Below are 13,661 nucleotides of genomic sequence, written 5' to 3'. Positions count from 1 at the left end.
CGGTCGCTTGACCATGGAGCATCTGATATGAGCAAGCATAAGATCGCCGCACCCGACAGTTCCCCCTCGGGCAGTGCCCATTCGGACGGGGCCCCATCCTCAGACAGGGCAATGTCCCGCCTGCGTCCGCCCTATGCATCAGTTCTCGACCTGATCGGGCAGACGCCGGTCGTCGAGCTGACCAAATTCGACATCGGCAAGTGCCGGCTGTTCATCAAGCTCGAAAGCCAGAACCCCGGCGGCTCGATCAAGGACCGCATCGCGCTGTCGATGATTGCCGCCGCCGAAAAGCAGGGCAAGCTGAAGCGCGGCGGCACCATCGTCGAGGCGACCGCCGGCAACACCGGTCTTGGCCTCGCCCAGGTCGGCATCCCCAAGGGCTACCGCATCATTCTGGTCGTGCCCGACAAGATGTCGCGCGAAAAGATCCAGCATCTGCGCGCGCTCGGCGCAGAAGTGCGCATGACCCGTTCCGACGTCGGCAAGGGCCACGCCGAATACTACCAGGACATGGCCGAGAAGATCGCCGCCGAGCTGCCCGGCGCCTTCTATGCCAACCAGTTCGCCAATCCGGCCAACCCGCTGGCCCATGAAACCACGACCGGTCCGGAAATCTTTCAACAGCTCGATGGCGACGTCGATGCCGTGGTCGTCGGCGTCGGCTCCGGCGGCACGCTGACCGGGCTTGGCCGCTATTTCGCTGATGTCTCGCCGAAGACCGAGATGATTCTCGCCGATCCGGTCGGCTCGGTGCTGGCGCCCCTGATCAAGACCGGCAAGATGATAGAGGCCGGAAGTTGGACCGTGGAAGGCATCGGCGAGGATTTCGTCCCGCCCAATGCCGATCTGTCGCTGGTCAAGAAGGCCTACTCCATCACCGACAAGCAGAGCATGCTGGCCGTGCGCGACCTGCTTTCGCGGGAAGGCATCCTCGCCGGCTCGTCGTCCGGCACGCTGCTTTCGACCGCGCTTCGCTATTGCCGCGAGCAGACCGTACCGAAACGGGTCGTTACCTTCGTCTGCGACAGCGGCAATAAGTACCTGTCGAAAGTGTTCGACGATTTTTGGCTGGCCGAACAGGGCCTCGCCGAGCAGGAGCAGCATGGCGACCTGCGCGATCTGGTGATGCGCACACTGCGCACCGGCGACATCGTGTCTGTCGGCCCGGACGAAAGCCTGCTCAACGCCTATGGCCGCATGCGCCGTTCGGATGTCTCGCAACTGCCGGTGCTGGACGACGGCAAGCTGGTCGGCATCGTCGACGAAAGCGATATCCTCGCCCACGTCGAAGGCCCCTATGACAGCCGCTGGGACCGGTTTAAGGCCCCGGTCCGCACGGCGATGACCTCCAATTTGCACACGCTGCAGGCCAGCCAGACGCTGGACGCGCTGCTGCCGGTGTTCGACCGCAACGAAGTCGCCATCGTCTTCGATGGCGACGAATTCATCGGCCTGATAACCCGCATCGACCTGATCAACCATCTGAGGCGCGCCCGATGACCGTAAGAGAAACCCTATCGGGCAGGAACCGTCTGGCCTTCTCGACGCGCACGATCCATGGCGGCCAGAGCCACGACCCGACGACGGGCGCGGTGATGGTGCCGATCTATGCGACCTCGACCTATGGCCAGCAGAGCCCGGGCGTGCACAAGGGATTTGAATACGCCCGCAGCCAGAACCCGACCCGCTTCGCCTTCGAGCGCGCGGTGGCCGATCTCGAAAGCGGCGCAGCCGCCTTCGCCTTCGCTTCGGGGCTGGCGGCGATCGCCACCATTTTCGAACTGCTCGATTCCGGCGCCCATGTCGTCGCCACCGACGACATCTATGGCGGCACCTTCCGGCTGCTCGAGCGGGTGCGCAAGCGCTCGGCCAACCTCCAGGTCGACTTCGTCGACTTCACCGATCTCGCCGCGGTCGAGGCGGCGATCCGCCCGGAAACCAAAATGCTCTGGGTCGAGACGCCGACCAACCCGCTGCTGCGAGTCGTCGATCTCGAAGCGATCGCAGCACTGGCCAGGCGCAAAGGCGTGCTCTCGGTTGCCGACAACACCTTCTGCAGCCCCTATCTGCAGCGGCCGCTGGAACTCGGCATCGACATATCAGTCCACTCGACGACGAAATACCTCAACGGCCATTCCGACATGGTCGGCGGCGTCGCCGTGGTCGGCGACAACAAGGATCTCGTCGACCGCCTGAAATTCCTGCAGAACGCCATCGGCGCTATATCAGGCCCATTCGACAGTTTCCTGGCGCTGCGCGGCCTCAAGACGCTGGCGCTCAGGATGGAGCGCCATTCGTCGAACGGCCAGAAGATCGCGCACTGGCTGGAAAGCCGTCCCGACATCCGCCGCGTTATCTATCCCGGTCTCCCCAGCCACCCGCAGCACGCCATTGCGAGGCGGCAGATGCATGCCTTCGGCGGCATGATCACGGTCGAGCTCGACCGCGACCTCGCCGGCACCAAACGCTTCCTTGAGCACACGCAACTGTTCACGCTGGCCGAAAGCCTCGGCGGCGTCGAAAGCCTGATCGAGCACCCGGCGCTGATGACACATGGCTCGATCCCGGCCGGAAAGCGGGCGGAGATCGGGATTTCGGATTCGCTGGTGCGGTTGTCGGCTGGCATCGAGGATGGCGATGATCTGATTGCGGATCTGGATCAGGCGCTGGCGAGTTGAAGGGGGACCTGTGCCCTAGCCGTTGGATAGTGAGGTCAGTTTGAAATTTCCTGGCTGAATGGCGCATCCAACTGTGAATTGACAAAGCGACGTACCCTCGCTTTGTTATTGGGGCAACCTGGGAGGGAAGCCATGGCTTACTCGTATCGTTGCAGGGACTATCCAGGAAACGAGGCCTGTCCAGCGACGTTCACGGCAGAGACCGAGGCGGAAGTGATGAAGCACGTCGAGCTTCACGGCGCGATCGCTCATGGGGAAGACCCGAAGCAATGGTCGCCGGAAGACCGTAAACAGGTCAAGAAGCTAATTGTAGCTACCTAAATCCGCTGCTTGCACGGGCCGCGCAGCGCCCCCACCATTATCTCCAATGTTCGGCAAGCATTTAGGAGTTCAGCCCGATAGGCGACAACGACTAGTGGTGAAAACCTGACGGTTGGTACCGGGGCCGTTAGCCCGCTCAGGGTGGGAAGGAGACCTAACTCACCAGCTCTCCGACGGCGCGTGTGCGCCAGGAGCGGTCCTTAAAGCCGCTGTTATGGAACGACCTGTGTGGGGCCGACAGCAAACTGGCAGCTTCAGGCTGCGGATCTTCAAGGGCGGACATTCAGGTCGGCGTGGGCATCGTCGTGAGCTGGACCCGAGGCAGACCTTTGTGTCGATCACTCGGAACGGCCGCAAGTAAACTCGAAGTGGCCATTCGCAACCGCGCAAACGGTCTCCCTGACAGTGAGGCGCTGGCGGACGTTTGGCGGAGTAAGTTTTGCGCTCGCAACCAACGCAAATTGGGGGTATCGTGGCATATCGTCGGTTGCTAATACATGAGCCGGCGACTGAGAGCGCAAGACTCCCGCATCAGACTGGGCGCGCTCGAATCCACGGCTACTCGTCGCGCTCACGAGACCATCTGCCTCTGCTGAGACCTCTTTTTGCTCGGTTCCGGCCAGAATTGCCTTTTGCAATTCGGAAGAGAGGAGCGTTCCGATGCAGATCATTCAAAATCGCCGCACCTTCTTGGTCGGTCTCTCCGCGGCAGGCGGAGCGGGGCTTCTTAAGGTTCGCCCGTCCAATGCAGCTGAACCGCCCCCGGAGACGACAACCGTCCGTCTCGGGCGCTGGAACAATGCCGCCTATTGCTGGGGGGCCGTCTACCTCGCCGGAGAACTGATGCGCGCCGACGGCCTCACCGATGTTCGCTACGTGGAAGTCGACCATACCGTGGACAATTCGCAATGGCTCGCCCGGGGCGACACGGACTTCGACATGAACATGCCTTCGATGCACATCAGCCTGATCGAAGCCGGCGTGCCCATCAAGATACTCACCGGCGTGCATACGGGATGCTTCGAACTGATCGCCAACGACAGCGTTCAGCGCGTTACGGACTTGAGAGGCAAGCGAGTGGGGGTCGGCAATATCGGCTCGCACCCGCAAATCCTGGTGAGCCTCATGGCCAACTACGTTGGGCTCGACCCCGCCAACGATATCAACTGGGTCGAGAGCCGCAATCCGATCCAGTCCTTCATGGACAACGAGGTGGACGCGGTCCTCTCCGCCATGCCCGAGCCGCTGATGCTGCGCGCCAAGAAAATCGGCCACACAGTGGTCAGCAACGAAGTCGATCGCCCATGGTCGCAGTACTTCTGCTGCATGGTCGCCGGCAACGCCGACTATGTGAACAAGCATCCGGCCACGACGAAGCGCGTCCTCAAGGCCATACTCACGGCCGCCGACCTCTGCGCCTCCAACCCTGAATTGGCTGCGCAAGAACTGATCGCTCAGGGCTTCGTGCCGAACTATGACGATGCCCTCGGAACCCTGAGAGAGACCGGGCATGACAAGTGGCGCGACTACGATGCTCAGGATTCCATACGCTTTTATGCGCTGCGGATGCAGGAAACGGGCATGATCAGGTCGAGCCCGCAACAGATCATCGCCAACGGAACGGATTTCCGCTTCCTCAAAGAGCTCAAGCGCGAGCTCAAGACCTGAGTGAGCAGCTTAGCTGGCTCGCTGTGCCTTTTTTTGGGAAGGAGGAACCCATGCAGAACATCCAGAACCGCCGTCATTTTCTGGCCGGCGCTGCGGCCGCCAGCGCCGCGGGCCTTATCGGCACCTCGACACAAGCCTGGGCCGAACCGCTGCCGGAGACCACCTCGGTCCGCCTGCCGCGGTACATCGGCGGCGCCTATTGCTGGGCGGGCCTGTACCTCGCCGGAGAGATGCTGCGCGCCGAGGGGTTCACCGATGTCCGCTATGTGCAAGGCGACAAGAAGGTTGATCATTCGGCATGGATCGCAAAGGGCGAGACGGATTTCAGTGTGAACTACGTGCCGATTCATTTGGCATCGATCGATGCAGGAGTGCCGATCAGGGTACTAAGCGGACTGCACTCCGGGTGCCTCGAACTGATCGCCAACGACAGCGTCAAGGGCATCTCGGATCTGCGGGGAAAGCGGGTTGGGGTCTTTACGCTTGATTCGCCGCAATACGTGTTGGTTTCTCTGATGGCCGCCTATGTTGGGCTCGATCCCGTCAACGACATCAAATGGGTCATCGAAGAGCACAATTTTGCGGAAGGCTTCGTCGAAGGAAAGTACGATGCGGTGCTCGGCCAACCGCCCCGCACGCAGGAACTTCGCTCCAGGAAAGTAGGCCACACGATCCTCAACTCGACCACCGACCCGCCCTGGTCGCAGCATTTCTGCTGCATGATTTCCGCGACTGCGGATTATGTCGACAGATATCCGGTGGCGACGAAGCGCGTGCTCAGGGCCATTCTCAAGGGCGCCGACCTCTGTGTCTCAGATCCCTCGTGGACTGCAGGGCAGATGGTCGATCGAGGTTTCGTCCCCAGCTACGAACTCGCGCTGCAAACGCTTGCCGACATCCGGTACGACAGATGGCGGGATTTCGATGCCGAAGCCTCGATGCGCTTCTACGCGCTGCGCATGTACGAAACGGGCATGATCAAGTCGAGCCCGCAAGAGATAATCTCGAGCGGGACGGACTGGCGCTTCCTCGACGCGCTGAAGCGAGAGTTGAAGACATAGGTAATCGCCACCACGGGAGGTTCCCATGCATACGCTATACCCTGGACGGTTCAGCCGACGGAGGTTCCTGCGTGGGATGACGCTGGCGGGGACGGCAGGGCTACTGGGCTGGCACACCGGGCGAGCCGCTGCGGAGCCACCACCTGAGACGACGCGGATCCGGCTCGTCAGGATTCCCAGCATCTGTCAGGCCCCCCAGTATGTTGCCGAAGAACTGCTGCGCAGCGAAGGATTCACCGAGGTGCACTACCTCCAAAAAAGGGGAACCGCAGACATCGCGCCGGCCCTCGCCTCCGGTGAAGCCGACCTCAGTGCGCATTTCGCCGCCCCGCTCCTTCTCCACCTGGAGGCGGGGGATCCGATCGTCATCCTGGCAGGACTCCACGTCGGCTGCTTTGAGCTGTTCGGGACCGATCGCGTCCAGGCGATCCGCGACCTCAGGGGGAAGACCGTGGCCGTGCCGTCGCTGGATTCCAGCCGATACGTCTTTCTCGCCGCTATGACGGCGTATGTGGGCCTGGACCTCCGCAAGGACATAAACTTCGTCACGCATCCCGGACCCGAGTCCATCCGGCTCCTAAGTGAGGGGAAGATCGATGCCTACCTGGGCTTTCCCCCCGAACCGCAGGAGATGCGGGAGCAGCAGATCGGCCATGTGGTGATTAGCAGCACCGTGGACCGGCCCTGGTCGCAATACTTCTGCTGCATGCTGGCTGGGAACCGGGAGTTCGTCCGCACGAATCCGGTGGCCACCAAACGCGCCCTCCGCGCTATCTTGAAAGCGGCGGATTTCTGCGCCAGCGAGCCCGAGCAGTCCGCCCAGTTCTTGGTCGAGCAGGGCTATACCAAGCGCTATGACCCTGCCCTCCAGGTCATGAAGGCGATCCCCTACGGTTGGCGTGAGTATAGCGCTGAGGACACCCTGCGCTTCTACGCCCTGCGCCTCCGCGAGGTCGGGATGCTTAAGAGCACCCCCCAGAAGCTCCTGGCCCAGGGCACCGACTGGCGTTTCCTCAACGAACTGAAGAACGAGTTGAAGACGTAGGCAATCGCCGACACGCCGTGCCCCATCAGGGAAGGAGAGGCTAATGCAGATCATCCAGAACCGCCGTCATTTCCTGGCCGGCGCTGCGGCCGTAGGCGCCGCGGGACTTATCGGCACGACGACACGAGCGCAGGCCGAGGCGCCGCCCGAAGTCACCAGCGTCCGTTTGCCCGCGTTCCCCAATGTCTCAGATTGCCAGGCGGCCATGTACGTTTCGGAGGAGCTGCTGCGCGCCGAAGGCATCATGGACGTACAGTTCGTAACATCGGGCACGGGCCCGGATTCCGCGGACTGGATAGCGAATAACGAACTGGATTTCGATTGGAACTTCCCGCCCGCACATATCCGCTCGATCGCCAACGGCGTGCCTATCACGGTACTGGCTGGCATGCATGCAGGCTGCCTCGAACTGTTCGCGAATGACAGCATCCGCAGCGTTAAGGACCTTAAGGGCAAGCGCGTCGGCGTCGATGCAATTTTTGGGGCTCCCCACATGCTCCTGGTGATCATGACGGCAAGCGTCGGGCTTGATCCGAACAACGACATCAACTGGATTGCCACCCCGAACTTCAACCCAGTGGAAATGTTTGCCGCCGGCAAGATTGATGCATTTCTCGCTGGACCACCCCAACCGCAGGAAATGCGTGTCAGGAAACTGGGCCATGTGATTCTAAACACGAGCATCGACCGCCCGTGGTCGCAATACTTCTGTTGCATGCTCTCTGGAACTTCGGATTTTGTTCAAAGGTATCCAGTGGCGACGAAGCGCGTGCTGCGCGCCATGCTGAAGGCCGTCGACCTCTGTGTGTCTGATCCAGAGCAAGTGGCCAGAGTCGTGGTCGAAAAGCGCTTCGCTAGCAGCTACAACTACGCGCTGCAGGCGATGACCGATGCGCGCTTTGACAAATGGCGGGAATACGATGCGGAGGATACGATCCGCTTCTACGCCCTTCGCATGCAGGAGACGGGCATCGTCAAGCCGGGCCCGCAAACGATCATCACCGAAGGAACTTACTGGCGCTTTCTCGACGAGCTCAAGCGTGAGCTGAAGACGTAGACCTATCGCCGACACGCGGTGCCTTTTTCAGGGGAAGGAGAGACTCGTGCAGATTGTCCAGAACCGTCGCCGTTTCCTCACAGGCCTGTCCGCGCTCGCAGGTGCGGGTCTTGCAAGGGGCCGCAACGCGTCCGCCGCCGAAGCGGCACCTGAAACCACGGTCGCCCGCTTTGCGGCGGCGCCGGGTATCTGCATCGCTCCGCAGTACGTCGCCGAGGATCTGATCCGCGCAGAGGGGTTCTCGGATTTTGGCTTCGTGGCCGCCGACGCCGGTATCGCCCAGACCGAGATGCTGGCGCGCGGCGACATCGATTTCGGCATAGACTTTGCCACGGCCCTAATCATTCCGGTCGACACTGGCGCCCCGATCAAGGTGATCTCCGGAGTACATGTCGGCTGCTACGAGTTGTTCGGACGCGAGGACATCAAGAGCATCGCGGATCTCAAGGGCCGCAAAGTCGGCGTCGGCGGCAATCTGTCGTCGGATCCGCATATCTTCGTCAGTGCGATGGCGACCCATGTCGGCCTCGATCCGCAACGCGACATCGAATGGATCGTCGGCGAAGCAAAGCCGGCGGAGCTCTTCGCCGAGGGCAAGGTCGACGCCTTCCTGGCTTTTCCGCCTGAGGCTAAAGACCTCCGCGCCCGCAAAGTCGGTCACGTCATCCTCGACAGTTCCAAGGACCGGCCGTGGTCGCAATATTACTGCTGCATGCTGGCGGTCAACGCCTCCTATGCCGAGAAAAATCCAGCTGCCACCAAGCGCGTCATCCGGGCTGTCATCAAATCGGCCGACATCTGCGCGGCCGAACCGGAACGGGTGGCACGCCTCCTGGTGGATGGCGGACACACCGAACAGTACGACTACGCCGTGCAGTCGCTCCGCGAGCTCCCATACTCTAATTGGCGTGACTTCGATCCCGAGGACACGATGAGGTTCTTCTCGCTGCGGCTGCATGAAGCCGGGATTGTCAAGTCGAGCCCAAACGAGATCATCGCGAACGGCACGGATTGGCGCCTTTTCAACGAGGTCAAGCGCGAGATGAAAACGTGAGCGAGTGGCCGGCGCGCATCTTGCTGCTGGCGCTGATGGCCGGGCCGGCACACGCGCACGACGCGCCGCACGACGAGCGCCTGCCGACGATCGGACAGGCGCCGGACTTTACCTTGGTATCGCAGGACGGTGTGCGAGTGTCGCTGCACGACTTTCGCGGCAAGGTGGTCGCCGTCTCATTTATCTATACGTACTGTACCGACGTCTGCCCCATGCTGACTGCCCATATGGCCAGCGTGCGGGAAAAGTTGGGTAGTGCGTTCGGACCTAAAATCGCCTTCGTTTCGATCACCGTCGACCCGGAGCGCGATACGCCCGATGTTTTGAAGGAATATGCGCAGAATTTTGGCGCCGATCTGAAGGGCTGGTCGTTTCTTACCGGTGATCCGGCGATTGTCCATGAGGTTGGACGGAAATACGGGGTCATCGCGAAGAAGGCGGCGAACGGCGATGTCGACCATACCTTGTTGACGTCGCTCGTAGACCCCGATGGCATCTTGCGCGTACAGTATCTTGGCGTCCGGTTCGACCTGGAGGAGTTTCGGGGTGACCTTCTCAGCCTCTTGGACGAATCCAAATAGCATAACGAACCGGCTCGTTGGCTGGGTTGCCCGGTTGCCGGCACGCGTCCAGACCAAGCTCTTGATCGCGTTTCTGTCGATCGTCGGCCTGCTGATCGTGCTCGGGGCAGTCGGGTTGCAGGTGCTGAGTGGGGTCAATGATCAAACAAACGAGCTGATCAAGCTGCAGCGCCGGATAGCAGCCTATCACCAGGTCCAGCACGATACGACCACCCAGCTCTACGGCATCTCCACCGCCCTTTTGCTTCAGGACGACCGGATGCTGGATGCGGCGCTGCGCCAGCTCAACCAGTTCGGCTACGACCTCGACCGCATGGAGTTCGTCGCCGAGAGTGAGGCGGAAGTGCTCGGTCAGGTCCGGCAAGAGTACGAACGGCTTACAGATGGGGTGACGCACGTGGCAGAGCTCGTCCGCGCCGGCCGCACTGAGGAGGCGCGCAAGGTTCAGCTCGATAAAATCATACCGTCGGCTGATCGCCTTGAGCGGCTGACAAACCAGCTGGTCAACATGGCCGAAGCCGACATGGTGGCGGCCATCGAAACGACCGAGGGTGCGTACGGCACGTCCAGACTGATCGTGGCCTCGTTTGCGGTGGGCAGCATCCTGCTGGCGTTGGGGCTCGGCTACATCATCTCCTGGTCATTGATCGAACCGGTCAAGAAGATCGAGACGCGTCTCAGCCAGATAGCGGCCGGCGACTTCGCCCAACAGGTTGCCGTCGCCAACCGGGACGAGCTGGGAGCGCTTGCGGACAATGTCAACCAGACATCCGAGCAGCTGGGCCGCCTGTATCGGGAGATTGAGACGCGCACCCAGCAGCTCGATGAAGCTCTTCAGCAGCAGACAGCTACTGCAGACGTTCTGAAGGTCATCAGCCGCTCGACCTTCGATCTGCAGGTCGTGCTCGATACGTTGGTGGAATCGGCTATCAGGCTCTGCCGTGCCGACAAGGGTGGTATCGTGCAGTCGCTGGATGGCGTATTCCGCTATGTGTCGGCGCATGGCTACCCGCCCAGTTTCCGTGCTTATGTGGACGCCAATCCAACTCCGGCCCTTGCCGCAGGCCGAGGCTCCGCCGTAGGGCGCGTAATCGAAGAACGGCGGATCGTCCAAATCGAAGACGTGACGGCTGATCCGGACTACCGCGTTGCCTTGATCGCCGAGGCAGGCGGCTTCCGCACCGTCCTCGCTGCCCCGCTGTTGCGGGAAGGTGATCTCGTTGGCGTATTCGTCATGACGAGGGTTGAGCCGCAACCTTTCAATCCCAAGGAGATCGCCCTCGTCGAGACATTCGCCGACCAGGCCGTGATCGCCATCGAGAATGCGCGGCTCTTCGAGGAGGTGCAGTCACGGACTCGCGAGCTTGCCGCGTCTGTTGGTGAGCTCGAGGCTCTTGGTGAGGTGAGCAAGGCGGTCAATTCGACGCTGGATCTCGACACGGTGCTGAAGACGATCGTTGCCAAGGCGGTCCAGTTGTCGGAAACGGATGCTGGCACCATCTACGTGTTCAGCAGCACGCGGCAGCAATTCCGTCCGCGCGCAAACTTCGGTATGAGCGATGAGCTTATCGCCGCAGTCTCGCACCAGACGATCGGGCTGGCCGACATGGGGATCGGCGACGCGCCCGGGCGCTGCACGCCGGTGCAGTTTCCCGACCTCAGCGAGGAGACCTCATCCTTCCTTGTAAGAAAGACGATCGTCGACGCCGGATATCGCGGTATCCTGATCGTTCCGCTGCTGAGGCCCAACAAGATCGTCGGTGCACTGGTCGTCAGGCGCCACAAGCCAGGTGCCTTCGATGAGCAAGTTGTCCACCTGCTGGAGACCTTCGCAGCCCAATCGGTGCTCGCGATCCAGAATGCCAAGCTGTTCCGCGAGATCGAGGAGAAAGGCCGGGAGCTGGAGGCAGCCAGCCGCCACAAGTCCCAGTTCCTCGCGAATATGAGCCACGAGCTCAGGACACCGCTCAATTCGGTCTTGGGCTTCACAGAACTGCTGGTCGACGGCATCTACGGCGAACTCCCGGACAAGGCAAAGACGACCGTCGCGCGCGTGCAGGCAAACGGCCGTCACCTCCTCGGGCTCATCAACGACGTACTCGACCTTTCCAAGATCGAGGCCGGCCAGCTCACGCTGGCGATCGAGGACTACTCCGTCGGGCAGATTGTTCGATCGACCGTGACGGCTGTCGAGCCGCTGGCACGAGCGAAGGGTCTTGAGCTTTCGACGACTGTTGCCGAGAACCTTCCAATCGGCCGTGGGGACGAACGCCGTTTGACGCAGGTCCTGCTCAACCTTGCAGGCAATGCCGTCAAGTTCACCGAAACGGGTGCGGTCGACATTCTTGCCGATGCGGTCGACGGGCACTTCGAGGTGACCGTCCGAGACACCGGTCCCGGCATCGCGTCCAAGGACCAGGCTCTCATCTTCGAAGAATTCCAGCAGGTCGACAACAGCAGTACTAGGCAGAAGGGCGGTACGGGTCTTGGCCTGGCGATCTCGAAGCGCATCGTCGAAATGCATGGCGGAACCATAGACGTCGAGTCCGTGATCGGGTCAGGGTCGACATTCCGTCTGAAGGTACCAATCCGGGTGAATGAGGACGTGAGGGCCGCATGAGCAAACGAATCCTGATGGTGGAAGACACCGAGGACAACCGCCAGATCATCCGCGATCTCATTGCCACCACCGAATACGAATTGATCGAGGCGGCGGACGGCGCCGCCGGCATCGCTGCAGCCGGAGCGCACAAGCCAGACCTGATCCTTATGGACATTCAGCTCCCGGTGATTGACGGGTACGAAGCCGCTCGCCGCATCAAGGCCGACCCGGCGCTCCGGCACATTCCGATTATCGCCGTCACCTCCTACGCGTTGTCGGGCGACGAGGCGAAAGCCCTTGCTGCTGGGTGCGATGGTTACATTGCCAAGCCATTCAGTCCGCGCCAGCTGCTTTCCGAGATTCGCGGGTTCCTTTCTTGAGGGAGGCAGCGCCGTGCACGATCCGCCTCGCATTCTCGCGGTCGACGATACTCCGGAAAACCTCGAGATCCTGCGCATGCGCCTCGAGGCGAATGGCTACGAAGTTGCAACCGCCGCCGACGGTGAAGAGGGGCTTGCGAAAGCCCGCGAACTCACGCCGGATCTGATCCTGCTCGACATCATGATGCCGAAGCTCGACGGCATCAGTGTGGTACGCATGCTCAAGCACGATCAATCGCTGCGATCGATCCCCGTTATTCTGGTCACCGCGAAAGCCGACACGCGCGACGTGGTCGAGGGGCTGGACGCCGGTGGCGACGACTATCTGACTAAGCCCTTCGAGCACAGGGCGCTGTTAGCGCGGGTGCGCTCGATGCTGCGCCAGAAGGCGCTTCACGACACTGTCGCGAGCCAAGCCAAACGCCTTGAGGACCAAGCCACGCAACTTTCCGACTGGAATCGCTCGCTCGAGCAAACCGTGGCTGAGCAGGTGACGGAGCTCGAGCGAATGGCGCGGCTTAGGCGGTTCCTGCCCGAACAGGTCGCCGACCTCATCGTTGCGGCGGGCAATGGAGATGCGCTCTTGCAGAGCCACCGTCGAGAAGTGACCGTTGTCTTTTGCGATTTGCGCGGCTTTACAGCCTTCGCGGAGACCGCCGAACCCGAAGAAGTCATGACAGTTCTTGCCGAGTATCATTCCTGTCTTGGTGAACAAATTGTCCGCCACGAGGGGACTCTCGAGCGGTTCGTGGGCGACGGTATCGTCGTGGTTTTCAACGATCCACTGCCATGCGCCGACCACAGCGAGAGAGCTGTCTCAATGGCTGCTGCGATGCGCGACGCGATTGACGGGCACTCAGAGCGATGGCGCAAGCGGGACTATTTGCTTGGCTTTGGGATTGGCATTGCCAGGGGCCACGCAACCATCGGGCGCATCGGTTTTGATCGGCGCTCGGACTATGCCGTCATTGGCACTGTGTCGAACCATGCCGCCCGATTGTGCGAGGCCGCCAAGTCCCGCCAGATTCTCGTTAGCCAACGGGTCCTCGGCGCTGTCGAGTCGCTGGTCGAATCCGTTCTTGTTGGCGAACTGACGCTGAAGGGTTTTCGCCGCCCGATGCCTGCCTATGAAATCGTACGGTGGATCGGTCGGCCAAGCTCACGTTAGACGCACTCCGGTCTCTTTTGGACGATACGGCCCGTCGAACCGTCGG

The 13,661-nt window shown here is 61.5% G+C and carries 12 protein-coding genes; all 12 read left to right on the top strand.

Annotated elements, in window-relative coordinates:
* Nucleotides 1-27 precede the first annotated feature (27 nt).
* Nucleotides 28-1,500, top strand: a complete 1,473-nt coding sequence (locus BQ8482_RS16985; RefSeq protein ID WP_123148701.1) for a pyridoxal-phosphate dependent enzyme — start codon at nt 28-30, stop codon at nt 1,498-1,500.
* Nucleotides 1,497-2,678: a cystathionine gamma-synthase gene (locus BQ8482_RS16980; RefSeq protein WP_123148700.1), complete on the top strand. Its 1,182-nt coding sequence runs from the start codon at nt 1,497-1,499 to the stop codon at nt 2,676-2,678. The genes BQ8482_RS16985 and BQ8482_RS16980 overlap by 4 nt, the downstream gene beginning before the upstream one ends.
* A 132-nt stretch (nt 2,679-2,810) precedes the next feature.
* Nucleotides 2,811-2,999 (top strand): DUF1059 domain-containing protein, encoded by a 189-nt coding sequence (locus BQ8482_RS16975; RefSeq protein ID WP_095495722.1) that lies wholly within the window; start codon nt 2,811-2,813, stop codon nt 2,997-2,999.
* 660 nt (nt 3,000-3,659) lie between these two features.
* Nucleotides 3,660-4,667 carry an ABC transporter substrate-binding protein gene (locus BQ8482_RS16970; protein ID WP_123148699.1) on the top strand — a complete coding sequence of 336 codons (1,008 nt, stop codon included), beginning with the start codon at nt 3,660-3,662 and terminating at the stop codon, nt 4,665-4,667.
* A gap of 50 nt (nt 4,668-4,717) precedes the next feature.
* The gene (locus tag BQ8482_RS16965; protein WP_123148698.1) at nt 4,718-5,728 is read left to right on the top strand and encodes an ABC transporter substrate-binding protein; all 1,011 of its coding nucleotides are present in this window, start codon (nt 4,718-4,720) and stop codon (nt 5,726-5,728) included.
* A gap of 76 nt (nt 5,729-5,804) precedes the next feature.
* Complete coding sequence (locus tag BQ8482_RS16960) at nt 5,805-6,773, top strand: ABC transporter substrate-binding protein (RefSeq protein ID WP_244602849.1); 969 nt, start codon at nt 5,805-5,807, stop codon at nt 6,771-6,773.
* A 43-nt stretch (nt 6,774-6,816) separates the two neighbouring features.
* A complete protein-coding gene (locus BQ8482_RS16955; protein WP_123148697.1) occupies nt 6,817-7,830 on the top strand; it encodes an ABC transporter substrate-binding protein in 1,014 nt (337 codons plus the stop codon).
* Between the two features lie 46 nt (nt 7,831-7,876).
* Nucleotides 7,877-8,884, top strand: coding sequence for an ABC transporter substrate-binding protein (locus tag BQ8482_RS16950; protein ID WP_165848602.1), 1,008 nt, complete (start codon nt 7,877-7,879; stop codon nt 8,882-8,884).
* Nucleotides 8,881-9,465: an SCO family protein gene (locus tag BQ8482_RS16945; RefSeq protein ID WP_123148695.1), complete on the top strand. Its 585-nt coding sequence runs from the start codon at nt 8,881-8,883 to the stop codon at nt 9,463-9,465. Before BQ8482_RS16950 ends, BQ8482_RS16945 begins: the two co-directional genes overlap by 4 nt.
* 34 nt (nt 9,466-9,499) lie before the next feature.
* Nucleotides 9,500-12,085 carry a GAF domain-containing protein gene (locus BQ8482_RS16940; protein ID WP_165848601.1) on the top strand — a complete coding sequence of 862 codons (2,586 nt, stop codon included), beginning with the start codon at nt 9,500-9,502 and terminating at the stop codon, nt 12,083-12,085.
* Nucleotides 12,082-12,447 (top strand): response regulator, encoded by a 366-nt coding sequence (locus tag BQ8482_RS16935; RefSeq protein WP_123148693.1) that lies wholly within the window; start codon nt 12,082-12,084, stop codon nt 12,445-12,447. Before BQ8482_RS16940 ends, BQ8482_RS16935 begins: the two co-directional genes overlap by 4 nt.
* Entirely contained in the window at nt 12,365-13,615 is a 1,251-nt protein-coding gene (locus BQ8482_RS16930; protein WP_244602848.1) for an adenylate/guanylate cyclase domain-containing protein, read from the top strand. The genes BQ8482_RS16935 and BQ8482_RS16930 overlap by 83 nt, the downstream gene beginning before the upstream one ends.
* The last annotated feature ends 46 nt before the right edge of the window (nt 13,616-13,661 follow it).

It is taken from the genome of Mesorhizobium delmotii, from assembly GCF_900149755.1.
Lineage (GTDB): Bacteria > Pseudomonadota > Alphaproteobacteria > Rhizobiales > Rhizobiaceae > Mesorhizobium > Mesorhizobium delmotii.
Note: the sequence above shows the minus strand (reverse complement) of the source record. Positions and strands in the feature narration are given on the sequence as shown.